20 protein-coding genes are annotated in these 24,137 nt (G+C 40.9%); 1 reads left to right on the top strand and 19 read right to left on the bottom strand.

Annotated features, from left to right (window positions below):
* Window position 1 precedes the first annotated feature (1 nt).
* From ACH11B_RS09270 to ACH11B_RS09180, 19 genes are all read right to left on the bottom strand, one after another.
* On the bottom strand, window positions 2-580 hold the full coding sequence (locus ACH11B_RS09270) for an acyltransferase (protein WP_377613317.1): 579 nt from the start codon (window positions 578-580) through the stop codon (window positions 2-4).
* Window positions 581-589: 9 nt separating this feature from the next.
* The gene (locus ACH11B_RS09265) at window positions 590-1,723 is read right to left on the bottom strand and encodes a DegT/DnrJ/EryC1/StrS family aminotransferase (RefSeq protein WP_377613316.1); all 1,134 of its coding nucleotides are present in this window, start codon (window positions 1,721-1,723) and stop codon (window positions 590-592) included.
* Window positions 1,724-1,738: 15 nt separating this feature from the next.
* Window positions 1,739-2,938 (bottom strand): L-2-hydroxyglutarate oxidase, encoded by a 1,200-nt coding sequence (gene lhgO / locus ACH11B_RS09260; RefSeq protein WP_377613315.1) that lies wholly within the window; start codon window positions 2,936-2,938, stop codon window positions 1,739-1,741.
* 4 nt (window positions 2,939-2,942) lie between these two features.
* Window positions 2,943-4,262: a nucleotide sugar dehydrogenase gene (locus ACH11B_RS09255; RefSeq protein WP_377613314.1), complete on the bottom strand. Its 1,320-nt coding sequence runs from the start codon at window positions 4,260-4,262 to the stop codon at window positions 2,943-2,945.
* A 63-nt stretch (window positions 4,263-4,325) separates the two neighbouring features.
* The gene (locus tag ACH11B_RS09250; protein ID WP_377613313.1) at window positions 4,326-5,996 is read right to left on the bottom strand and encodes a capsule assembly Wzi family protein; all 1,671 of its coding nucleotides are present in this window, start codon (window positions 5,994-5,996) and stop codon (window positions 4,326-4,328) included.
* 16 nt (window positions 5,997-6,012) lie between these two features.
* On the bottom strand, window positions 6,013-7,719 hold the full coding sequence (locus ACH11B_RS09245; RefSeq protein ID WP_377613312.1) for a capsule assembly Wzi family protein: 1,707 nt from the start codon (window positions 7,717-7,719) through the stop codon (window positions 6,013-6,015).
* Between the two features lie 118 nt (window positions 7,720-7,837).
* Window positions 7,838-8,983 carry an NAD-dependent epimerase/dehydratase family protein gene (locus ACH11B_RS09240; RefSeq protein ID WP_377613311.1) on the bottom strand — a complete coding sequence of 382 codons (1,146 nt, stop codon included), beginning with the start codon at window positions 8,981-8,983 and terminating at the stop codon, window positions 7,838-7,840.
* Window positions 8,973-10,082: a lipopolysaccharide biosynthesis protein gene (locus ACH11B_RS09235; protein ID WP_377613310.1), complete on the bottom strand. Its 1,110-nt coding sequence runs from the start codon at window positions 10,080-10,082 to the stop codon at window positions 8,973-8,975. Before ACH11B_RS09235 ends, ACH11B_RS09240 begins: the two co-directional genes overlap by 11 nt.
* A gap of 14 nt (window positions 10,083-10,096) precedes the next feature.
* Window positions 10,097-12,625 carry an SLBB domain-containing protein gene (locus tag ACH11B_RS09230; protein ID WP_377613309.1) on the bottom strand — a complete coding sequence of 843 codons (2,529 nt, stop codon included), beginning with the start codon at window positions 12,623-12,625 and terminating at the stop codon, window positions 10,097-10,099.
* A gap of 77 nt (window positions 12,626-12,702) precedes the next feature.
* A complete protein-coding gene (locus ACH11B_RS09225) occupies window positions 12,703-13,581 on the bottom strand; it encodes a glycosyltransferase family 2 protein (RefSeq protein ID WP_377613308.1) in 879 nt (292 codons plus the stop codon).
* A 37-nt stretch (window positions 13,582-13,618) separates the two neighbouring features.
* Window positions 13,619-14,470, bottom strand: coding sequence for a glycosyltransferase (locus ACH11B_RS09220; RefSeq protein ID WP_377613307.1), 852 nt, complete (start codon window positions 14,468-14,470; stop codon window positions 13,619-13,621).
* Window positions 14,455-15,042, bottom strand: a complete 588-nt coding sequence (locus ACH11B_RS09215; protein WP_377613306.1) for a DapH/DapD/GlmU-related protein — start codon at window positions 15,040-15,042, stop codon at window positions 14,455-14,457. The genes ACH11B_RS09220 and ACH11B_RS09215 overlap by 16 nt, the downstream gene beginning before the upstream one ends.
* 1 nt (window position 15,043) lies before the next feature.
* Entirely contained in the window at window positions 15,044-15,853 is an 810-nt protein-coding gene (locus tag ACH11B_RS09210; RefSeq protein WP_377613305.1) for a glycosyltransferase family 2 protein, read from the bottom strand.
* Between the two features lie 28 nt (window positions 15,854-15,881).
* The gene (locus tag ACH11B_RS09205) at window positions 15,882-17,048 is read right to left on the bottom strand and encodes a hypothetical protein (protein ID WP_377613304.1); all 1,167 of its coding nucleotides are present in this window, start codon (window positions 17,046-17,048) and stop codon (window positions 15,882-15,884) included.
* Window positions 17,049-17,052: 4 nt separating this feature from the next.
* Window positions 17,053-18,165: an EpsG family protein gene (locus ACH11B_RS09200; RefSeq protein ID WP_377613303.1), complete on the bottom strand. Its 1,113-nt coding sequence runs from the start codon at window positions 18,163-18,165 to the stop codon at window positions 17,053-17,055.
* A gap of 71 nt (window positions 18,166-18,236) precedes the next feature.
* Entirely contained in the window at window positions 18,237-19,337 is a 1,101-nt protein-coding gene (locus tag ACH11B_RS09195; protein ID WP_377613302.1) for a glycosyltransferase family 2 protein, read from the bottom strand.
* The gene (locus ACH11B_RS09190) at window positions 19,337-20,341 is read right to left on the bottom strand and encodes a glycosyltransferase (protein WP_377613301.1); all 1,005 of its coding nucleotides are present in this window, start codon (window positions 20,339-20,341) and stop codon (window positions 19,337-19,339) included. Before ACH11B_RS09190 ends, ACH11B_RS09195 begins: the two co-directional genes overlap by 1 nt.
* Window positions 20,342-20,411: 70 nt before the next feature.
* Entirely contained in the window at window positions 20,412-20,723 is a 312-nt protein-coding gene (locus ACH11B_RS09185; RefSeq protein WP_377613300.1) for a glycosyltransferase, read from the bottom strand.
* A gap of 4 nt (window positions 20,724-20,727) precedes the next feature.
* Complete coding sequence (locus tag ACH11B_RS09180; RefSeq protein ID WP_377613299.1) at window positions 20,728-22,158, bottom strand: flippase; 1,431 nt, start codon at window positions 22,156-22,158, stop codon at window positions 20,728-20,730.
* Between the two features lie 192 nt (window positions 22,159-22,350).
* Here ACH11B_RS09180 and ACH11B_RS09175 point away from each other — a divergent pair, with 192 nt between their 5' ends.
* The gene (locus ACH11B_RS09175) at window positions 22,351-23,988 is read left to right on the top strand and encodes a gliding motility protein RemB (protein WP_377613298.1); all 1,638 of its coding nucleotides are present in this window, start codon (window positions 22,351-22,353) and stop codon (window positions 23,986-23,988) included.
* The last annotated feature ends 149 nt before the right edge of the window (window positions 23,989-24,137 follow it).

Genomic DNA, 24,137 nt, shown 5'->3' with positions numbered 1-24,137 from the left:
CTTATTTTGTACGTTTTACAGTATTATCCTCTAATTTATATTCTTGTCCGGTTTCAGGACAGATCGCGATGTAATCCGCAGAAAAGATTAAACGATGGCCATATTCGCTTACCCATCCGATCTGCTTTGCTGGATTCCCAACCACCAGCGCATAAGGAGCTACCGTCTTCGTAACCACAGCCCCAGCCCCAATGAATGCATAAGAACCGATATCGTGGCCGCAAACAATGGTAGCATTCGCACCAATAGAAGCACCCTTGCCAACATAGGTCGTTAAATACTGATCTCTTCTGTTTACTGCGCTTCGCGGGTTAATTACATTCGTAAATACCATAGATGGCCCCAAAAATACGTCATCATCACAAATTACTCCTTCGTATATCGAGACGTTATTCTGAACTTTCACATTTTTACCCAAGGTGACCCCCGGAGAAACCACTACATTTTGCCCAATATTACATCGCTCGCCTATTTTACAACCACTCATTATATGGGAAAAATGCCATATTTTGGTACCGGCTCCAATTTCAGCTCCTTCGTCGACAATGGCCGAGTCATGGACAAAAAATTGTTCTCTCATACACATATTTTATTTGTTAAAAAAATTTCTCACCTGTTCAATGATATACTCCTGCGTTTGTTCCTCCATTTCGGTATGTATGGGAAAGGAAAGCACTTCTTGACATAACTGCTCGGCAACGGGGAAATCACCGGCTTGATAGCCATACGACACATAAGCCTCTTGCAAATGAACAGGGACTGGATAGTAAATCATGCTTGGCACACCCTTTTCTGATAGAAATTGTTTTAGTTGATCCCTCATACCGTGTTTTACCTTACAAGTATATTGATTGAAAACATGGGTAGAATGTTTTGCTCTAAATGGAATTTCAAGGCCATCTAAATCGCTAAACGCTTGGTCATATCGCGCTGCTACATCCTGACGGGCCTCAGTATATTGCGGTAAATATTGAATTTTCACATTTAAGATCGCCGCTTGAATTGTATCTAAACGTGAATTGACACCAATTTCTTCGTGTCTATACTTTTTTCGCTGTCCATGATTAGCTATCATGTCCAGTTTTTCGGCTAAAAGGGCATCATTTGTAAAAAGTGCACCGCCATCTCCGAAGCACCCCAAATTTTTTGAGGGAAAGAAAGAGGTGGTACCCACATCTCCCAAAGTACCGGCAAAGCTACGGCGCCCGTCCGAAAATATCATCTCTGCTCCGATTGCCTGTGCCGTATCCTCAATGATTTTTAGCTTGTACTGTTCTGCAATACGTAATAGGGCTTCCATGTTGGAACATTGGCCGAATAGATGCACTGGCACTATGCCAACAGTTTTTTCGTTAACGACAGAAGCCAGCTGCTCATAGTCAAGTTCAAAGGTGTCGGGTCTTACATCAATAAATCGAGGTATTAAACCCAATAAAGCGATCACTTCTACCGTGGCAATGTAAGTAAAAGCTGGAACGATCACTTCGTCGCCTTGCTTAAACCCTAATCCCATCATTGCAATTTGCAAAGCATCTGTACCGTTTGCACAGGTTATCGTGTGGGACACCCCGTTGAACCGACACAGTTGTTCCCGAAACTCTTGGACGCTAGGCCCATTAATATACGCACAGTCTTCTACCGCTTGAAGCAGTGCTTGGTCAATTTCCTCTTTGATGCGATAATATTGACTTTTTAAGTCAACCATTTGTATAGGTTGTGACATTCAGTTTATTTAAATTTAAGTATTCACTAATGCTCCTGTGATATATTTGCCTATTGATAAACACGACGTGGCAGCTGGTGATGGCGCATTGCCTACATGTATAATACGGTTCGAACGTTTTATATTGAAATCGTCCAGCAAGTTTCCTTGTCGATCGCATGCTTGCGCGCGAACGCCTGAACCTCCAGGGGCTAGATCATCCTCGTGAATGGATGGTATTAGTTTTTGTAAAGCCTTCGTAAATGCGCGTTTAGATAGGGATCTATACATTTCACCCATTCCTGTTCTTCCATATCGGGCTACTACCTTCCAAAAACCTGGCCACGTAAAGGTTTCCCAAACGTCGGTCATATCGAAATCCGAAAAATGATACCCCTCTCTTTTGAACGACAGTACGGCATTTGGTCCTGCTTCAATACCGCCGCTTATCATTCTTGTAAAATGAACGCCCAAAAATGGAAATTTTATGTCAGGAACCGGATAAACCAGGTTTTTAACCAAATATTCCTTTTCAGGCTTTAACTTATAATATTCACCTCTAAAAGGGAGGATTTGTAACTCGTAATTGGAAGAAGTCAACCGAGCGACATTATCCGACTGCAAACCTGCGCAGCTCACAAGTTGTATAGTGGTAAACACCTCCTTATCAGTGTGAACGATCAATTGATTTTGCTTCTCATCAATCTTGATCACTTTCTGACCGAACACAATCTCGGCCCCACGTCCACGACAAAGTTCCAGCAGCTTTTCGGCCATCTGTGGATAGTCAATGATTCCGGTTTGTGGCACATAAATGGCCTTTGTACCCTTTACATAAGGTTCATAATCGGCTATTTCATCTGTCGACAGGAGTTTGAGACCGGTTAAACCGTTTTTTAGTCCTCTATCATAAATAGTTACGAGGGCCGGTTCTTCCGTTTTGTCAGTAGCAACAATGATCTTGCCACAAATATCATGTGAAATTCGATGTTTCTGGGCGAAGTCTAACAACTGCCTATAGCCTTCCATGCAATTTCTAGCCTTCAGGCTCCCGGGTTTGTAATAGATGCCACTATGAATGACACCACTATTGTGCCCCGATTGATGATGGGCAACACCTAATTCTTTCTCTATTATGAGAACCCTTTTCTCAGGGCACCGCTCAAGTAAATGATAGGCTGTTGAAAGGCCTACTAATCCAGCACCTATTACAATGATGTCAATCTCCTTACTCATTTAGCTATAACCTTGCATCAACGAAAGAACGCTCCAAGCAGGCTTTCGTATCGAAAATAACACCATTATTCCGTTTTACTTTTTGATAATCAAAACGGAGGAACTCATTGTGCGCAACGGCGACAATGATAGCGTCATATACGACATCTTCTTCTAATTTGGTCAGAATCTCTAATTGATATTCCTCTTTTACTTCCACTGGATCTGCCCAAGGATCATAAATATCTACTAACAGGCCAAACTGCTTGAGTTCATGGTATATATCAACAACGCGCGTATTACGGACATCCGGGCAGTTCTCTTTAAATGTGATTCCCATAATGAGGGCTTTTGATCCTTTAATTTTATGGTCTTTTTCGATCATTAACTTCACCACCTTATTAGCGACGAAAGATCCCATATTATCGTTCACCCTTCTTCCTGACAAAATAACTTGGGGATGATAGCCTAACCTTTGCGCTTTATGGGCTAAATAATAGGGGTCTACCCCAATGCAGTGCCCTCCCACCAAACCGGGCTTATATTTGAGAAAATTCCATTTGGTGCCTGCGGCCTCAATAACATCATTGGTATCAATCCCTATACGATCGAAAATAAGTGCGAGTTCGTTCACGAAGGATATGTTAACATCGCGCTGCGCATTTTCGATGGCCTTGGACGCTTCTGCAACTTTGATAGATGACGCTTTATGGGTACCCGCACTGATAATAGAGCGATACAGGTCATCCACACGTGAGGCTATTTCAGGTGTTGAACCACTGGTAACTTTTTTTATTTTTGTTAACGTATTTATTTTGTCGCCTGGATTAATCCGTTCAGGAGAATACCCAACAAAAAAGTCTTTATTGAAGGTTAATCCAGATACTTTTTCTAATACAGGTACGCAATCTTCTTCAGTACAGCCCGGATAAACCGTAGATTCGTAAATTACTATATCTCCCACTTTTAATATTTTTCCCAGCATTTCGGATGCTTTTAATAAAGGCCTAAGATCCGGTGCCTTAAAGTTATCAATGGGGGTAGGCACTGTTACAATAAAAGTGTTATATGCTTTTAGATCATTGCCTTCACTAGAAAAAACTATACCACAATCTTTGGTGCCACTTTCTTTGTCAGCAATCAACGCGCGCAAATCTTTTAGATTAGCTTCCTTCGTTCGATCTTCTCCGGCACTCAGTTCCTTAACGCGTTCTTCATTGATGTCAAACCCTAAGACATCATATTTCTTTGCAAACTCAATTGCTAAGGGTAAACCAACATATCCCAGTCCCACAACTGCAATCTTGGCATTTTCGACCTTACTATAGCTTTTAATTTCCTCCATTATATTTAGTTATATATATTCGAAGTCTCTAACCTTTTAAAATTAAATGTAGATAGGTAAACTTTAGAATCTATACAGCGCAGAAAGCGTCCAGTATAAATTGCTCTTATCTTGATGAACAAAATTCCAAAAATTATTCCCCGTTCCGCCTCTTTCCTCTAACCGATACTGATAGTTAAAGGCTTTGGTAAATTGGAGATTACTCGATAATAAAAGTCTCTTAATATCCCAAGCGGCAACAGCGGTGATATTGAGGTCAACCCAGTTACGACGAAAATCTTCGATCTGACGGTAAAAGGTATCATTATCGTGAACCAGTCTATCTAAACGGATCCCAAGCTGCTTTAAGCGGCGTACCCAGCTGATTTCAAGTGATTGAATATTATTTCCCACACCTACGCCAGCTCCTAGAATTTGCCCTTCGTGCGTATAACCGCCGCGTACCACTTGATGCACATACATGGGTGCTGTACTTCTTAAAATTGATATCTTTGGCTGCTCCAGTTGCGTCACCTCTCCTCTTATTTGTAACATGTCTTCTGAGGAAGTCTTTAGGTTTACTAATTTATTAATACCGATAAGGTACGATCTGGAATGGTTTGCACTAACCACTAAATCCCTGGTATCCCAACCATGATCATTGCGTGCATATTCGCCGTAAATCTCGAAATGCGCAGATGGCACCATCCATCTGGCAAAGACGGACAAATTTCGGTCCTGTGCGCCTGCATCGGAAGCATTGGCCGGATCATTCAAGTCGATAGAAGACGAGGAGGAGTTAGAACTAAAAAAAGGTATATAATCGCCCAACCTATTGCCCATATCCTTTTTATTTACGGTGAAAACATTAATGATACCTAACGAAAGCCCTGGAATCCATTTAGGTTGATAGGAGAAGATGATCCCTGAAAAATAGCGCCAATCAGTTGGATCAATAACATCAGGACGAATAAAGTCGGAATACGCTAACCGCCCACTTACCAACTGGCCTTCAAATGATCCGATGCCGGTTCTAACAGGTTTATTAGTACCAATGGTACCATGTAGAAAGCCAGGCGCTGTATTAGACATAAGGAGCGAATTACGCATGCCCGGCCCCCACCAAAGGTTTTCTGTTGAAATGCCCAACGATAAGCCGAACAGGTTCACTTTAACAAAACTTTGGCCGGGAAAAATTTTTGAATAGGAACGTCGCCCAAATCGTTCGGGGTAATCGATCCCCTGACTATAATAAAAAGAGTAAGGAATCCCCGTGTACCCTTCTCCCCAAGCACCATCAAAATCGCTGTTTTGGGCATACACAAACTCTGGACGAAGTTGAATGCTCAGAAACTTGTATTGGGCCTGGATGCCTGCACTTAAATAAGTCTGGTACCCTTTTGCAGGAATTATAGGGCCATCGTTCCATCCGGTAGGAAAGGATGAAACAAATTGATTTTTCCATTCTACCGGCATTACGTGTACAAAACCGTGTTGATTTTTCCACCCGATCTTAGCAGGTTGGTAAGCGTTTTCAATCAATGGATCATAAATATTCTCTTGTTGTAAGGCTTCATTAGTTAATGGACGTACTGAAAAGGATATCGTTGAATCGATTTTACCTAATAGTTGCAAGCGTCGATAATAATCTTCCAATACTGGTGTACCGACGGGCAGAACTTGCCCTAACGCGGGTAAGCTAGCGCAAAGAACCAATATTCCTACTATTATTTCTATCAACTTTTTTCTTTTCATACAAGCAAATACCAAATTAAAAGCGGTACATCACACCTAAATTGCCTTGAAAGTTAAACTTATCCTTTGGAATAAAATTCCAAAAATCGTTACGTGTTGCGTTGGGAACATCTTCCAAATCGTATTGGTAATTCAGTGCTTTTATAAACCATAGATTGCCAAAAAAAACGAACCGCTTGTAGTCCCACGCACCATCGAGTCTTAAAGACACATCCACCCAGTTTTTTCTGAAATCAGAATCATTATATACAGCATCGTAGAAGAAATCTAGCTGATGTTCTTGTCTTTCGAGCTGTATGCCAATTTTTTTTAATCGTTTTACCCACGCCACATTCAAACTCTGCAGGCTTCCTGCCGGACCAATGCCGGCGCCCAGCACTTGCCCTAAATGTGTATAACCGTGCCTAACCATATTGCTGGTATACCATGTAGGACTGCTGCGTACCGTAGAAGTGCGCGTGCCATCTAACTGGGTTAATTCAAGCCCTACATCAATATACTCCTCATCCATCTCGCTAATAGGCACTAACTTACGAAAGCCAAATATATATGCTCTTGTATGATCCATTTCGACAAAACGATCCCGGCTATCCCAACCTGGATCATTTCTACCATATTCTACATAAAACTCTAACTTACCTTGAGGCATTACCCATCGAGCAAAAACCGATTTATACTCATCCCGCTTCTTATACTGTTCACCGGTTCGATCATCTCCAGGTGCATTGACGTTCTTCTTGTTACGTGAACCAAAAAAAGGTAGAACATCCCCTAGACCATTACCCATATCGCTTTTATTGATTACAAAAGTGCGACTAGCACCAACTGAAAGCCCTGTAAGCCATCTGGGTTGATAGCTAATGATGAAACCGGAGAAATATCGCCAGTCATTTGATTTAGGGGCATAGTACTGACCATAACGATTGGGATCGGCAATATCTGTAGGAGGATATCCCGAACCAGACAACCGTCCTGCTACCACTTGGCCTTCAAATGAACCAATCGGACTTTGTAGAGGCGCCGTGGTGTTAAAGGTGAGGTGCGGAAAACCGGGAGCAGTATTACTCATCAACAAGGAATTGCGTCTACCAGGGCCCCACCAGATATTTTCGGTTGAGAGTCCAAAAGAGAGTTTGTTATAATTAAAGCGCACGCTACTCTGTCCAGGCAGTATTCTGGTGTAGTTTCCCGAGCCGAAACGCTCTGGCATATCAATCATATTAGCATAATAATACCAAAGCTCCCACGAAGCTTCAGTATCCCCATGAAACCCTGTATAACCTTTATTAGCCGCCGAAACGAACTCAGGTTGCAATTGCACGCTTATCCATTTATAGTGGGCAAATATACCGGCACTTAAATAACTTTGCGGTCCAACTGTAGGAATCATCGCTCCATCGTTCCAGCCTGACGGAAAGCTACTTGTATACTGCAATTTGGTTATCAGCGGCATCACTTGGACGGTTAACTGATTATCGAAGTGATTCGTAGAATTGATGGACGTCAAATGCTCGTCGGGAAAAAAAGGCGATCGATGCAAACTCTGTTGGGTGAGCGGACGTACCGTAAAGGATAATGATGAATCTATCTTGCCTATCAACTGCAGTCGCCTATAATAATCCTCCATTTCAGGTGTGCCCACCGGTAAAACTTGGGCTGAAAGCATACCCCGCCACCAAATCAACACAAATAAGAAAAATAGTTTAGCTTGGTTAATGCTCATCAAAGTTTTAATAAATTTCGTTACAAGAAAATAATTATATTGAATTATCGTGGTAACTCGAAATTGAATTGGTCTGTTTGCTGCTCTTAATTAATGGTTACGCTGATATACTGATGCACTATTTAAACATGTGTTTCTCCCGCATCACGTTCAAAGAATACTCATACTGGCTTTGATCCAGTAATCGTTGGTCCTTTACCCAATCAGTAAAATGCTGTAGGCCATCTGAAAAAGAAACGCATGGGCTAAACCCAAGTTGCTCTTTCAACTTTGTTATATCAGCAAAATTGTGTCGAATATCGCCCATCCTGTAATTACCTGATATGTTAAGCGGTACCTCAGTGCCATAATTTGCCATCAACATTTTGGCAACTGCAAGCACTGTTGTTCGCTGTCCTGTTCCAACATTATAAACTTGATTGTTGGCTTCCTCCCGCTCAAGCCCTAATATCGTTGCCTCTACAACATCATCTACATATACAAAATCCCTACTTTCCTGTCCGTCCTCAAAAATATTAATTGTTTGTTGATTTCTAATTAAATTAGAAAAAATTGACAAAATTCCAGTATAAGGGTTGTTTAAGGATTGCCCCGGTCCATATACATTCTGATAACGGAACGCAACAGGTTTGATTCCCAATGTTGGGCATATGGTCATAACCATCTGTTCTTGATACTGCTTTGTAATACCATAAACAGACGATGGATGTATAAGCGCAGACTCGTCTGTAGCAACAGGATATAATTGCTCTTGAGTCTCCTCGTTATACAGCTCAAAGTCACCCCTGCTAAGGCGGATATCTAACCGGTGCCCAGGATAGAAATAGTCTCCACCCCCATTTACATATTTTCCTTCGCCATAAATGGCCCGAGAAGAAGCAACAACAACTTTTTCAACTTCATGCCGATCGTTCGCAAGAATATCTAGTAAATTGGCGGTTCCCTGCATATTTACATGACTATATTGACTGATTTGGTACATCGACTGGCCTGTACCTGTTTCGGCCGCAAGATGAATAATTGCTTGCTGTCCCCTCACTGCCGTTTGAAATATAGCGTAATCAGCTACTGAACCTTTAATAAAGTTTACCTTATCTTTAATCGACAAGAATAAACTAGAACATGCCTTAGCATCTTTACCGTGTATTTGTTCGGATAGATTGTCTAGTACGGTAACTTCATAGCCCTTGTTTAACAAAGCAAGGCTCAGAGAACTTCCGACGAAGCCTGCTCCTCCGGTTATTAATATTCTGCTATATTTCATGTGCAATTGGCTCGCTCATAATTTCATTAAACAACTTCTTTGTCAGCAGGAATAATACCGTTAAAAAACCAAATAGGAAACCACCTATAACCATACCTTTCGCTTTCCCAACACGTTCCATCTCCAAAGGTAAAACAGGCCTATCCAGTGCTTGAATCAATGGTTTATCATTCCTAACATTTAGCCTGGCAACCTCCTGTTGGCGCACTAACTCAGTGAGAATCGCGGTATTAGCTTGAACATCTATTTGTTTTTTTTGTGATGGCACCTTAAGGCGTTGAAATGCCGGATTAGGATTCGGGTTTGCTTCACTTGCAATAGCAACTCCACCGATTGCTTCATCTAACTCTCTCCTAACCGAATCTACTTGCTTAGTGAGAATATTGAGATTTTCCGTTGATTTTTTTGTCAGCGTTTGCACATAAAACTCAGTTACATTGTCTATCAAAGTTTCGCAGAAAACTTTCGCAAAGAGTTCATCTTCGCTTTTAATATCCAATTGCATAATCGAAAGTTTCTTATCAGGTTTATCTATTTTGAGCTGGTTTTTGATGATATCTTTATAGTATAATGCGATCAATGAGTCTTGAACAATATAATCATTGGTGTCGGGAACAAAGTGGAATCCCTCTAGCTTTGGGTTTTTCGCCCAACTTTCGCGCAAGCCTTTTATATCAACGTACCGATCAATCAATAACTGCTCCTTCCCGTCAAAATTTACGTTAGTCAATAACGTTTTTTTTATCATCCGTTTTGACTTGATAAACTCCATAATATTCTCATTGGTAAAAAGCCCCGCACCTTCCATGCCGCCCAGATTGATTCCTACTAAAGAGGCCAAACTCGACATTGATCCCATTCCTCCTCCTCCCTTTTGCTCGTCGAGCACGAAGCTTAGAGAAGCTTTATACAGGGTTTTTTTCCAAAGACTGTATCCCAACCCCACAAGGCCGCCTATAATGCCGGCTATTATTATAATTAAGCCTTTAGAGAGCAGGTATCTCCGCCATTCACCTAGTTTTAAAAGTAAATCACGTAAACTAATAGCGTCTTCTTCGTTTTTCGAAACTTGACTTGTATGCTTTATATTATCTGCCATGAATCTGTGGATGACTAGTTTCTTAATAGTGATACAACGATCGCTGCTAATGAGGCTAACCCAGTACCTAAACCAATTAATTGGGTAGCCCCTAGACGCTCTCTAGGCAATCGCTGAGGTACGAATATCTCAGAACCAGGTTTAACTTTCGGATAGTTGTTAAAAAACAGGAATTTCTTCGTACTTCGGGCCGACCCATTAGCATAAACGATGAATGCGCGTCTTTTTAGTGCTTGTTGATTGAATCCTCCTGCACTAAAAATATATTCTTTAAAACTTTTGTTCGCATCATACAATGCCGTGACAGGCGAAAGTACTTCTCCGCTTATTTTAACTGTTTGCAGTTGTTTCGGAACGCGAATGACATCGCCGCCCTCCAACAAAAGATCGTTCGAACCACCAGGGTTTTTCATAATCTCTGGAAGGTTAATTCCAACGTAATTATTATTGATTTTACGTTGTACATCTTCTGATGTGACGTTCGGGTTCAAAGTCGCCATTTGTAAATTCTGTAAACGAGACATTCGTTCAGATTCCAACTGCTGCAAACTTTCCATTTCTTTTCTAGAGCGACGGCTGGTACTATCTACTCGTTCGGTATCAATAGGGATGCGTTTTAATGAAGCGCCTTCTACATAAGCAAACGTGGTAAAACCGCCAGCCCTTTTGATTAAGTCTGACACACGTTCATCCTTCCTACTTAAGGTATACTCTCCCGGGTATAACACCTCCCCCTCCAAGCGCACCGTCCGTTGTAATTCGTAGCCGGCAGCAGGACGTACATTTACCAAATCAAAGGGCTGTAAGACAAACTGCGTTCCGCCACTAGTTAATTCGCGATTCATATCGATTGTGAATATTTCAGCCGTACGACTCATACTGCTGATGTCCTCCCCCTCCGAACTGCGAATTCGTCTTGAAATTTCGATTTGACTTCCACTTGCTGCTTCTGTAAAGCCTCCCGCAGCAATGATAAGATCTTGCACTGTCATGCCTTCTGCGAAATCAAATCTGCCGGGATTTCGGACCTCTCCGTTGATCTGCACCGTATATTCACTTCGTAGATCAAAGATAGAAGGTATAATAACTATATCTTCACGACGTAGCGGTATATCCTCTGCGGTTCCCGCCATAATCTCAGCCACATTAAAACTCAGCTGTTCACGTTGAAAATTGTCTTTTAGTCGGATAATATAACCGTGCTTTAAAAAAGCGTCCTCCTTTAAACCCTCAGCTTTTTTTATGAGCATAGAAAGTGTTAAGCCCGGACTGAGCTCATAGGCGCCTGGGCGAAACACAGCCCCTTCTAACAATATTCTATTGGCAAATCGTTCGAGTGCTTTTTCGACCGTATAACGGTCACCACTTTTAGGTTCAAATTGGCTGAATTGACTCTCTAACAGATCTTCTATACGATATTCCTTGCCAGTCGTGCGAATGACGCTTATACGACCGGTGTAAGCATCTTCGGTAAATCCACCGGCATATTTTAGTAAATCGGAAAAGGTTTCACCTGTCTTCATTTCAAATAATAATGGTCTCTTTACCGCACCAATCATTTCTACCCGACTATTGTAAGGAGATACTTGAATAACGTCTTGATCTTTCAGGTTAATGTTTCCTGTCATACTGCCTGTCTGTAGAAACTCGTATAAATCCAGATCTGCTACTTTCTCTCCTCCACGAATCACCTTGATGCTTCTAAGCGATCCGTTGGAGGTTGGACCTCCTGAACTATATAAAGCATTAAAAACAGAAGCGACTGACGGTAAGGTGTATGTACCTGGCTTAACTACTTCTCCTGTTACGATTACCTTAATACTTCGGATGTTACCTAAACTGACATTGACCTTCGTTGCCCCCGAGCTTATAGCGGAATATATGGTGGCCATTTTGTCCTTAATTCTGGTTGTGGCCTGCTGTATGCTGAAACCAGCAACATTGACAATGCCTACATATGGAATATTAATATTGCCATCAGGTGTCACCTCAAGATCATGGCTTGCTTCTGAATTCCCATATATATCAATACGTAGCTCGTCACCTGCGCCTATGATGTAGTCTAACGGCGTGGCGATACTTAGATTAGGTTCGAAACGAGGGTTCACGTTTAAAAATAATTCCGCTCCGTAAATACGTGCCCTAAGAGAATCTTCACGAAGTTGCTTCGGACTCCGTTTTGACAACGCGATGGAATCTTCCGCCATTAGGGCACTATCTTCATTCAAATAAATTCGTTTGCTCGAGTTTAAAAGGCTATTTTCACGGCTTCCCCTGCCATCCATAGATGCAACACGCTGTTGAAGCTTTTGCATCTCCGTTTTGCTCATACCACGTTGTTGTGCCATTTGTATCAGTTGCGACTCGCTCAAGCCTGCAGATTGCGCTTGCGCCATAAAGCCACGGATTTGATCATCGGTTAATTGATCGATTTTCAACTTGCTCAAATCTTGCATGTTTAAGGCTTGTGCACTGACGGATGCACTAAACCACAAGAATCCGATCACCAACAACAAATAACTATTCTGAACTTTAAGACGCATATCTGTTTATTTTTTTGAAATAATCTGCAAATAAACGCTTTTTTTTATAAAGCGCATAATTATGACTCTATGTATAATTACTTCATAAGAAAACCTTTAAAAATAGCGATTCCAACTGTTTTCCAACCCTTTCGATCGTAATCGCGTCTAGCTACACGTAAGATATCAAATAGACTCAGGCCGAAAGCTCGAATAAAGGAGTAACCCTTATAATTCTTCCTTACAAAAAACAACCGATTCCGTGTCATATAAAAAATGCTAAAATACGAAGCCATACCACCCGTGGACGTACTCTCTTTATGGAAAACTTCGCAGGACGGCAAGTAATAGACTTTATATCCTTTCTTAACCGCTCTAAAAATAAAATCGGTATCATCATAATAAACAAAATATCGAGAATCCATTAAGCCAATTTCCTCAAATAACTTATTGTCTATCAACATAAAGCATGTTGGCGCGTAATCGAAATATTTAGTGATGTTGTATTCGGGGCCGTCAAGCTGCCATCCGCCAACATGATCGGTTGTGCCGCGTTCTACAAGCATCTTACCTCCAGCCATCCATATTTTCCTCGTTCCATGAAATAGAATTTTAGGAATAATTAATACTTCAAGACGTCTTCGTGCACATCTGTACATTTCTTCAAGTACAGTTTCTTGTAAAATTTCTATGTCATTGTTAAGTAGAAGTGTATGAGTGTGTCCAGCTTTAAGCGATTGTTCTATGCCTTGGTTATTCGCAGCCGCAACCCCTAAGTTTTGACTGTTTTTTATGATGGAGAACGATGTTATAGGATAACGACTAAGTAAACTGTGTAGATGATCGTAGTCTGTTTCGGCGGAACTGTTATCGATAATATAGAGATGAAAGTCTTTAAATGTTTGTATGGAAAGGCTTCTAATAAAGTCTTCTAATACGCCATTACTTTTATATAATACAGTGACTAAACCTATCATTGATGCCAAATGTATTTCGTATCTACTAATCTATTCTTCAACGTTGTTTACTTTCCAAACGCAACAACGTATCGCGATTTTTCTCCTTACGCTCTTTGTCAAAGACCCATCCCCATTTGTTAAAGTACTTTATAGCAGAAACAACATGAAACTTTAACATCTTCAGGTTCTTGTATGATGCCTTTTGGTAAGCATGGTAGACGCTGACGCTTGGAAAGAAAACTGTTCGTGCTTCGCGACCGATCCGCCTAACTAGATCTACATCCTCCAAATACATAAAATAACGTTCATCGAATCCTCCCACTTTCTTCAAAACCGCGGTTCGTATGAACATAAAACATCCTGACAAATTAGGTATATCTACTATTTGATTATAATCGAACATTTGTAATTCATATTTGCTGTTTATTAATTTTCTCCATGCTCCCGGGATGCCAAACCTCCTCGCAAAGAGATTCAGAGGATTTGGGAGTAACTTACAAAGTCGCTGCAACTCTCCGTCGGGATACAAAATCTTGGGCATTAAGCTTCCAATATTGGTATACTCTTCCATATAAGAGACCATAACGCTAATAATATGCGGTTCAAATGTTATGTCGGGATTCACGACAATGTGGTAATCGAAATTATTGATACTAGCAGTTATAGCTACATTGTGTGCTGCTCCAAATCCCAGGTTCCGGCCATTGTGAACGTAACAGATTCGCTCGTCAAAGGTATACTCCTGTTGTTTATTCTCTCTCGAATTATCGATTAAATATAATTTACCTATTTCAGTGGCTTGTAGGCAACAGTGTATTACGTGCTCTACCTCTCTTCGATCATTCTCATAAAGCACAATACTCGCGCTAACCTTTAAGTCTATTTTTCCCATCAAAGCTTCTCCCATTTTTTTGTGGTCTGATTGTACCTTTTATAAGCACTAGCTGGATTGCCAATAATTAAAGTGTACGGAGGGAATGGCTTTGTCACCACCGAACTTGCGCCGACAACACAGCCCTCCCCTAATGTGACGCCTGGCAGTATCACGACATTCTCGCCGATCCAACAATTGTCTCCTATACTTACCATCTTTGCGTGTAATCTCCGCGTTATTGGAGGAAGTAGCACCTCCTCGTCTGGTTCATCAAATTGGCCATGATTATGATCTGTAATAAAAACCTTACTGGCTATCAGCACGTTGTTACCGATACAAACGTATTCGATTGCACCGATATGTACGTAATCGTTAAGCTGCACATTATAGCCCAAACGGATACAGGTCTTCCTGGCTCCCCCCTGAGGTAAGGCTTCCAAACGACAGCCGACTCCGGTAGTTAAGCCTTTACCCAGATCGATGTACCGATGGTTACGTAGCTCGAACGGAAACCGGATCAGTCGCGCACTGGAATAAAATAACCGGGTACGCAGGAGATGAAATAGCATACGAATGGAACCACCTAAACCATATTTTCTGAACATATTATTTTCTTAGCTTCACAATGACAATACGGCGAATATACTTGATCAGTGAATAAATTACCAAAAAAAGATATTCGAATAGTCCAACCACTCCTAACTTATAACCTAAGCGCATATTCTTCAATTCACCTTTTTCCATCTCCTTTAGATTAGAGGATAAGCCGGAAAAACCAAAATCAGGTTTGCCATCGCCTGTAATAACCAAACTTTCGTTCAGTAATACGCAATGGTGATCATGACAAACCCGGATCCAGTAATTCCCTTCTTCGGCATAGCGTTGCGACTCATCAAAATAGCCCGTTTCTGTAAGAATGGATCGTTTAAAGATTACGGTAGGCGTTACGAAAAACGTCTTGTATAAGAGTAATCGGGCAGAGATGGGGGTTAAATGCTCGAATTTTTTAAACAACCAGCGCTGCCAATGCTCCCCATTACGGTTCGATCCCAGAAAATCGATATCGGGATGTCCTTGCAACACTTCCAATTGTCGAGCCAACTTTTCGGTCTGCCAACGGTCGTCAGCATCTAGTAATGCAATTAAATCCCCTTGCGCTCGCTTCATGCCTTCATTACGGGCTTTTGAAACACCTGCGTTGGGTTGTTGGTGCAGCACAAATCGGATCGGCCCTTTATAATTCGCAATATAACTTTGGACTAATTGGTATGATCCATCGGTACTCCCATCATCTACAATAACGATTTCCAATGGCTGTACTGTTTGCTTTATAACCGATTCTAAAGTCTTTAGAATGGTTTTTTCGGCATTATACATCGGAATTACTACACTTACTGAAAGGAAATCGCTCATCATACCTTTGTTTTATTGTTAAACTACCAATTCAGCGGATCGGCACCTGTTTCATCAGCTGCTCGGCTACATGCTCAATGCTGTAGTGCAGCTGCAAATCTACGAAAGCTACATCGAAGTGCCGGTGTATTGCCCCGTGATTCTTGATGATTTCGCAAATGCCTTGGTACATCAGCTCAACATCGGGATACAGTTTTCCGGGGAAAGCGGGGGTGATAGACTGTAGCGAATCGAAAACCGGACCAGTTAATGCAAGAATCGGCAATCGATAAGCAATCGCGTCCATTACGGCACCGCTACTGGTAAGGGCATAGTTGGATTCGTCATAGAAAAAAACGGCATAGTGAGCGCGTTCGCAATGCCGCTGATAGTCGACCTGACTCAAAAAGACCTCGTGATTGACATATTGTACCCAAGGGTTTAAATATGGTTTCAACTCGGGAAGCACAGGACCCACTACCTGGAAGACGATGTCACCTCTTGAGATTTCTGTAGCAAAGCGACTGGCTAAATCAAAGAATAGATGGGAGTTTTTTGCTAAACGGGCGATACCGAGATGTGCAAAGATAACAGGCTTATCGATACGAGGTGATATGCTTGCTTGAAATTGATAAGGATGGGCAATCTGAACAATTTCTGCCGGTTGCAGGTGCCGGTTTTTAACAAGATAATCAGCCACCCGTTCTTCCAACACAATATAACGTTTATTCTTGGCAGCGCACGCAAATGCTTTCTTCAGCAGCTTGGCATAGATGCGGTCGACCCGTTTTTGAGATCCTGCCGGATGTAGTATATCTAAACCATGTAAGGTAATGAGTATCTTCTGTCCTTTATAAGCCATGTAGCGTGCATACTTACTAACTAGCCACTGGCCAAGTGGTGAAAGGAAGGAAAAATAAATTAAGTGAATAGATTTTTTTCGGCCTCGGATTAAAACACGGATAATCTGGATAAGCTCATTGAAAAACTTAAGGAGCCATCGCCCAGGGTTACCACTTTTGTTGGAAATGATGTGAACGGGATGATAAAGCACCCCTGTTAAGTCACTTTCTTTTGCGATAAGCTCCTCATAATGGCTTTGTGCAGCAAAAAGCGATATCTTTTCTCTCGGGAAAGCCCTAGCTAATACCTGTAACATGGCCCCGTTAAATGCAGCATGCTGCCCGCCCGTCATAAACAATTCAGCAAAATAGATCATAGCCTTACTCCCTGATAATGTTGGTAGGTGCAAAAATGGTTTCAAATGGTATATATAAGTCCCAATACACGGCAATCAAATTATAAAGTCTAAAGGCTCCGAAAAGTGCCACCAATAAAAAGGCTAACATACGTAACCACTTATTTCGAACGGCAATAACCAAATAACCGAGTATGAAAATTTCAAAGAGTAGAAATCCAGTGGATAAGCGAGCGATAACCGGTAAACTGATCATAAATAAAAGATAAATGATATTACCGAAAATCAGTAAATTTAGATAACCTGTATACCGACTCTGATAAGCGGGAGCAATGAACCGCTGACACCCAATAAATAGGGGAAGAAAGAGTGCCCTTTTTGCGACACCGATAGCGAAAGCTATATAGGGATTACCCTGTACGGTTTCCATTCCATCTTCTCCATAAATTTTGAGTTTTTCGCCTACCCGCGAATCAATGCCGACAATACTCAAAGCGGTATCAACCGCAAAACCGCCTATATCCATAAAACCCAAGATAAGTGCTAATAGCAAAATGCTATATAAAAGTTTTGGAGAATATTCTATATGATAAATCCAATAGGAAAAAATAAAAAAAATAGCCGTAATGTGAATACTGGAAGCGACTAAAACAGTCACAAAAAATGGCATAAAGCGCTTATCGATAATAAACCGTATGCTGTATAAGGTCAAAGAGATGGCCAAGAACTGACGGACCCCAAAGATATCGCCTAGGTAATAACAGTAATATAAAAACAGACTAATCATCATAATCTGCTTATGCTCGAAAATTACTTTGGCCTTAATACCAATCATCAGAATGGCCATAAGACTCAATAATGCGGTGTATCCCAGATGCAAACTAGCAATAGCATAATTGATATAGGTAAAGCCCCGCTCCATCAAATTAGCCTCAGGATGCGCAACATAAACCTGTATATTGCTAAAAAACTCGTGATAAGAGTACCAGTCGGTCCCAACATTCCAACGAATCGAACTGATAAAAATCAACAGGAAAACGCTCGCCCAAAAAACTAAAGGCTTTACTTGATGGCCGTTTTTCAGCAAATCAAGCAAGGCAAAAAGAGCCAAAAGGATATAGAGCGCTATATAAATCACCTATTTGCTTACTGTTTATTAAAAGATCTATTGGTCAATTGATTCCGTTTTTCGCTCTCCATTGAATACGCTTATTTAAAAATCCGCCTTTTAGCCATAAATTGAAAATGAAAGTAAATATTTTTTAACCGCTCGCTATGGAAACCTTTGAAAAAATGCCTTGGCAACCGTCGGAAAATAACTCGAAGTTTCTCTGCCTTTGAAAGCTTAGAACGCGTGACGGAAACCCACAGTATGCGTAAGATACGTTCGCTGCACCACGTTCTTATGGATTGGGCGCATTTATTTTGGGGGTTGTATTTTTCGATAAAGCGATCAGCAAGTTCTTTTAGGTAATTGACTGCGGCGGATAGGTCGTCTAAGGAGTTTATTTTATCAGCCCCCTGTCGTAAGATGCTCAGCAGCCTAACGTCTGCCTGCAGCCTTAAGCTATCAAGAATGTATTGCGTAGCGACCGCTAATCCTCTTGAGAATTGTTCCCTGCTATTGCTTTGGCTTACACCACGATAACTGATACGGTAACGCATCAGTTTCTCCGGAATAATTTCTAAACGATGCCCCGCTTGTATGAGTTGAATCCATAACGCATAATCTTCTATATGGTGCGTTTCCGGATGATCCGGATAACCGATAGCACGCAATAAGTCAGCCTTTATCACAATGCTAGGATGCAAAAAAGGACAATCAAACATGCTGACAAATGCGGCACCCACGGCGTCATAACAACCATGGAAATTTAAGCGCCCCAATACAAAACCTGTTTCACTGATGTAGGATGCACAGGTAGCTACCATATCAACTTCTTCATGTTGTTTAAGGTAGGCTATTTGTGTACTGATTCTGCTTGGCTCACTGATATCATCCGCATCCATCCGCGCAATATATTGCCCCTGAGCTAATTGTATTCCTTTATTAAGTGTTTGGATAAGCTGTAGATTCCGCTCATTTCTTACCGCCCGTATCCGCGAATCTTGAGCTGCTAGGTTTTGAATGATTTCCCAGCTCTTATCACTTGAATAATCATCCAAGACGATAATCTCGAGGTTTTTGTAATCTTGCTGCATAATGGAGCGCAGCGCTTGCGCTATATGACGTTCAGTATTGTAGCAAGGTAGTATTACAGAAACCAATGGCAGCATAAGGTTTGCGCTTAAATCTTCAAAGTTACTCATTATAATAACTCCGGGAAGTTTTTATAAAAATTCTCGAGTGACATCTTTTCGGCTTGACGACGCGCACTGCTCTTCATGGATTGAACCAGAGTTGCATTTTGGGACAAAAATGATAGTGCCTCTGTGAAATCTTTGACACCTGCGCATAAAATACTGTTACTTTTGTCACAATAGTCCCTAATTGAGCCTACGTCTGACACTACTTGTACCAGACCCACAGCCATGGCGGATGTGATGGCGTTGCTGCCAACGGTATCTTCGAGCACAGCAAGATGAACATCACATGTTTGCATAAGTTCCAAAAGTGCATCCTCGGGTAGAAAACCGTATGATATCACCTTATTACGTTGATGACAAGGCTCTAGCAAAATTTTACCTCCTGAACAAATATGAAAAACGACGTCGCCTGTTGTTTCTGCAATAATTTCATTTAATTGTTGAAAATTCCGCTTTAAACTTCCTACAACAATCACATTTAGGCCTTTTTTTTCTTGCCGGATCGCTGCCGGTCGATAAAAATTTGTATCTGCATAATGATGGCAAACGGCAAGCTCTTTATTAAATCCGTGCGCACGCACAAAGGTTGCCAACGTAGATCCGAACACGACCACCTTATCAAGCCACGATAATTTACTGCTTATTATTTGCTCATCGCCGTAAAGATCAACCAAGTGTGAGCCTGCCAAATGGATTAAGCCAATTAATCTACACGATTTACCCGTTTTTTTAAGCCACCTTGCTATGCGATCCTGGAAAGCTACTCCGTAAGTGAGGTATTCCATAAAGAACACTTTGTCGCCCGGCTTTAAGAATAGATATAAATAACAAAATATCAAGATGGATTCGATCTTCAGCCAATACTTGGCGCCTTTTACTTCTTGTGGAGCATGTTTAATCAGCTTAACATCCGGAAATTGAACTTTAAGCTTTTGCGCTAAATAACTCATACCTGCATGGTTGCCGGAAGTACTTGGAAAGTTATAATAAAGTATATAAATCGCCATATTATTTTTTGCTTTCGTACGGAACAAAATACCGTTAACAATCTTATAGTCACAGTCGACAGCCTTTTACTCACCTAGATAGTCGATATTTAGTAAATCTTATCTCCCAACGAGACAAAACAGGCATCTCTTGCCAGCTCCAAACAACGGTTCCGGTGATTAACCATTTACTCAACACCTTCATTTCATTATTCCTATAGTAACGAATTCGCGAATCAGAAAAGGAACTTACAATTTCATCCATAGGCTCAGGTGAAGCGTCGTTAACATTTACGAACTCACAGGCGGTATACCGTTGTTGCAGCACGCTATGAATGCAGGCAGCAAGAAAAGATGCCTTGAAAGCGGGAATAGCACTTGGATATCTCGGATTACCGTTCATGCCCTTATTTTTTTCTCAATAAGCCTATTATTTCCGGAAATAAGTTACTTCGCCATATAAAATATTGAATCAGGATATACGCTGCTCCGCTGGCAATTATAATACTTATTAATTGAAATAAGAGCGGCCAATGCATATTTTCTACCCAATAGCTAATTAGAAAAAAGGGTAAACAAGCTATAACCGCCTTCAGCAGATTGATCCATTGTGGATTGAAGGGGACTTTCTGCAAGGCAACGTAAATAAGCAGCAGCATAACCGTTAATTCTACTGTTAAATTGGTAATCGCGGCACCTGTCTGTTGTATATGGGGAATTAATAGCATATTTAACAACAAACTGATAAGCATTCCAATCATGGTACATCGCAAAAAATAACGCTCATTGCCCGTGGTGTTTATGATTTGTTGGCCAAAAACATAGCTTAATCCAATAATAAGCACGGTAGGTGATAAAATCTTTAAGGAGGTGACGGACGGCAAAAAATTGTCGCCGGAGAATAGCAGAATTAAGGGTTTGGCGATGACGAAGATGCCCATGCTCAAGGGTACGCTGATAAATACTACATAATTAAATGACTTACTCAGAAGTGCTTTGGCATCCGTGTATCGTTGCTCTTTATAGGCCAGTGCCAGCGGCGGAACCAACACCGTGGTGAAGGCAACCAAAATCATGATCAGTATTTTACTAAGCTTAACAGCGGTTGTATAAAATCCAACCTGCTCTGTATTGGTAAGAAACCCTAAAATCACACTGTCCAGCAAAGTATACACACTGGAAACCAACCCGGTGCTAAAAATATAAAAAAGCGGTCTTAGATGTCGCTTGAGGTGAAGACCCTGAAAAGAAAACTTTATAAAACCTTTGGCGAACCAGCAGTTGACGAGGGCGTTAACAGCTACGGAAATACAGTTGATTGCGTAATATAGAAAGGTATCCTCTTTTGTCCGGATAAAAACAAAAATAGCAACGACGGTTAGGAGTCGGATAGCCAAGGTACGTATGGTAATGAAGGGAAATTGCTCCATCCCTTGGAAGAACCATTCCATCACAAATACATTCGAAAGGAGCAGCGTACTTCCCACCCAAAACATGGCTCTATATCCGCTCAATTGCGGCAAGAGGAAGAAGCTTGTTACATAAAGGCTAAAAACAACAAGGCTCACTAAAAAGTGAATACTTAATAGCTCCGAAAAAACCGCCGAGCGCTCTTCATAGTTTCCTTTGGCCTTAGCGATCTCGCGCATACCATAGATAGGAATACCCAAAGCCGCTACCAGCACAAAATATTGCGTATAGCTATCAACAAAAGTATAGGTACCTACGCCGGTCGGCAGCAGGATCCGTGAGATATAGGGGAAGGTTACAAGTGGTAGTAATACTTGGCTTACTGCTAATAAAATATTGTATACCGCATTTTTTTTGACGCTTCCCACTTTGCTTTTTATACTGACTTTTGGAATAATTTTGGCAAATATAGTTTTTTAGAAGCAACCGACAAGATGTTAAAATGCGAGAAATTTTGCTTTAAACAGATAAATTATTGTGCAAAACTAATCAGTAAAAGCTTACCTTTGCTGCGTGACATGCATAATGGATTAATTATCCGCTTATAATTTATAGTAAACATGAAGGTAAAGCTACCCGCTTTAATAGTCGCAATCCTACTTCTTTCGCATTTGAAGTACGCGAACGGACAGTCCTACTACCAACCTTATTCTTACCAATTTTATCAGAAGATGAATCGGGTGCTGTATAGCAAGGATACACGTTTGCATACCAGTATCAAACCAATGATCATTGACTCGGTTATACAACCACTTTATGATTCTTTAATGCAAGTAGGTGTAAAAGACAGACACTCTTGGCTAGGGAGAAAATTATTTAACGAACATTTAATCGATGTGCGGAAGGACGATTACACCTTTTATGCTGATTTTTTACCGGACTTTCAGATAGGAAGATCTTTTGAAGAAAAGAGAAACCCATGGATTAATACCCGAGGCTTTCAAGCCGGTTTAACCATCGGAAAAAATTTCTCGTTCCACACGAGCTTTTTTGAAAACCAAGCACTATTTCCGGATTATGTAACTGATTACATTGAAAAAAACAGGGTTATCCCGGGTCAATTCGGAAAGCTCTATGACCAACGCACGGGTAGAAAACAAGATTGGGCTTATGTAACAGCCAATGTATCGTATACCCCTATTAAATACCTCAACATTGTTTTGGGTTACGACAAAAATTTTATAGGTGATGGATACCGCTCCATGTTGCTCTCTGACGTTTCTTCACCCTACACTTTTCTTAAACTTACCGGAACGCTCGGAAACGTACGCTACATGAGTATGTGGGCTTACATGTTAGATCCCTACGCTTCAAGAGATAGTAGTTATGTAATGGATATCTATAATCGTCAAAATGTTGGAGATTTAGGAAAATGGGGAGCTTTTCAATACTTGGATTGGAACGTGACAAACCGATTAACGGTTGGGGCTTTTCAATCCATTTTATGGGCTCCGCGTAACGCGGGGGGTAGACGCGGCTTTGACGTTAATTACTTAAATCCTATTATATTTTTGCGACCAATTGAAACTGCCAACTCCTCATCTCCAGATAAAGTTCATATCGGCGTAACGGCTAAATACAAAATCTTGCATAACCTGACAACCTACGGGCAGCTATTAATGGGTGAGTTATATACAAAAGAGCTATTTGGTGGCCGAGGTTATATGAATAACAAAGTAGCGGCTCAAATTGGCTTTAAGGGATTTGATATCTTTAAAGTAAGAAACCTGAATTTTTTAACCGAACTAAATACCGCGCGTCCGTACACCTATCAGCACTTTGTGCCGATAACGGCCTATACTAATTACAATCAACCGTTAGCCCATATTTTGGGCGCCAATTTTATTGAATGGGTAAATATATTCAATTATGGCTACAAACGCTTTGATTTTTCTTTCCAAGCTAATTTCTCCCGCTACGGCTTAGATCCGAATGATGCGATTAATTATGGCGGAAATATTTTTAAATCCTACGAGAATTATGTCAAGGAATATGGTAACTTTGTCGGGCAAGGTATTACAACAGATTTGAAATATTTTGACGCAAAAGTATCTTACCTATTTAATCCAAAGTATAATTTACGACTGGAATTAGGAGGTATATTTAGACAAGAGAAAAATAATTTCATAGACAATAAAACGATTGTACTGAATTTAGGACTAAAGGCTTCTTTCAGAAACTGGTATCAGGACTTCTAGGGCAGCTTAACGTGTATGAGGTCTTCAAATGTTAAAATTCCTGATAAAAAAATGGTATTTTGGCAATATTGTTGTAGCATCACAATGGTATCTTGCGTTTAGATTGATAATCCTGCGTAGCATCAGGAATTAAAAGCTGTACAAGAAGA

Source organism: Olivibacter sp. EAT-5 (assembly GCF_044784325.1).
Classification (GTDB): Bacteria; Bacteroidota; Bacteroidia; order Sphingobacteriales; family Sphingobacteriaceae; genus Olivibacter; species Olivibacter oleidegradans.
Note: the sequence above shows the minus strand (reverse complement) of the source record. Positions and strands in the feature narration are given on the sequence as shown.

What these genes read in the sequence shown, in the direction of transcription:
- ACH11B_RS09250 (WP_377613313.1), bottom strand. Translation starts at nt 5,996, where the DNA reads ATGAAAAGAAAAAAGTTGATAGAAATAATAGTAGGAATATTGGTTCTT.
- ACH11B_RS09235 (WP_377613310.1), bottom strand. Translation starts at nt 10,082, where the DNA reads ATGGCAGATAATATAAAGCATACAAGTCAAGTTTCGAAAAACGAAGAA.
- ACH11B_RS09185 (WP_377613300.1), bottom strand. Translation starts at nt 20,723, where the DNA reads ATGAACGGTAATCCGAGATATCCAAGTGCTATTCCCGCTTTCAAGGCA.
- ACH11B_RS09190 (WP_377613301.1), bottom strand. Translation starts at nt 20,341, where the DNA reads ATGGCGATTTATATACTTTATTATAACTTTCCAAGTACTTCCGGCAAC.
- ACH11B_RS09225 (WP_377613308.1), bottom strand. Translation starts at nt 13,581, where the DNA reads ATGATAGGTTTAGTCACTGTATTATATAAAAGTAATGGCGTATTAGAA.
- ACH11B_RS09255 (WP_377613314.1), bottom strand. Translation starts at nt 4,262, where the DNA reads ATGGAGGAAATTAAAAGCTATAGTAAGGTCGAAAATGCCAAGATTGCA.
- ACH11B_RS09210 (WP_377613305.1), bottom strand. Translation starts at nt 15,853, where the DNA reads ATGATGAGCGATTTCCTTTCAGTAAGTGTAGTAATTCCGATGTATAAT.
- ACH11B_RS09220 (WP_377613307.1), bottom strand. Translation starts at nt 14,470, where the DNA reads ATGGGAGAAGCTTTGATGGGAAAAATAGACTTAAAGGTTAGCGCGAGT.
- ACH11B_RS09215 (WP_377613306.1), bottom strand. Translation starts at nt 15,042, where the DNA reads ATGTTCAGAAAATATGGTTTAGGTGGTTCCATTCGTATGCTATTTCAT.
- lhgO (WP_377613315.1), bottom strand. Translation starts at nt 2,938, where the DNA reads ATGAGTAAGGAGATTGACATCATTGTAATAGGTGCTGGATTAGTAGGC.
- ACH11B_RS09240 (WP_377613311.1), bottom strand. Translation starts at nt 8,983, where the DNA reads ATGAAATATAGCAGAATATTAATAACCGGAGGAGCAGGCTTCGTCGGA.
- ACH11B_RS09195 (WP_377613302.1), bottom strand. Translation starts at nt 19,337, where the DNA reads ATGAGTAACTTTGAAGATTTAAGCGCAAACCTTATGCTGCCATTGGTT.
- ACH11B_RS09245 (WP_377613312.1), bottom strand. Translation starts at nt 7,719, where the DNA reads ATGAGCATTAACCAAGCTAAACTATTTTTCTTATTTGTGTTGATTTGG.
- ACH11B_RS09265 (WP_377613316.1), bottom strand. Translation starts at nt 1,723, where the DNA reads ATGTCACAACCTATACAAATGGTTGACTTAAAAAGTCAATATTATCGC.
- ACH11B_RS09175 (WP_377613298.1), top strand. Translation starts at nt 22,351, where the DNA reads ATGAAGGTAAAGCTACCCGCTTTAATAGTCGCAATCCTACTTCTTTCG.
- ACH11B_RS09270 (WP_377613317.1), bottom strand. Translation starts at nt 580, where the DNA reads ATGAGAGAACAATTTTTTGTCCATGACTCGGCCATTGTCGACGAAGGA.
- ACH11B_RS09205 (WP_377613304.1), bottom strand. Translation starts at nt 17,048, where the DNA reads ATGATCTATTTTGCTGAATTGTTTATGACGGGCGGGCAGCATGCTGCA.
- ACH11B_RS09230 (WP_377613309.1), bottom strand. Translation starts at nt 12,625, where the DNA reads ATGCGTCTTAAAGTTCAGAATAGTTATTTGTTGTTGGTGATCGGATTC.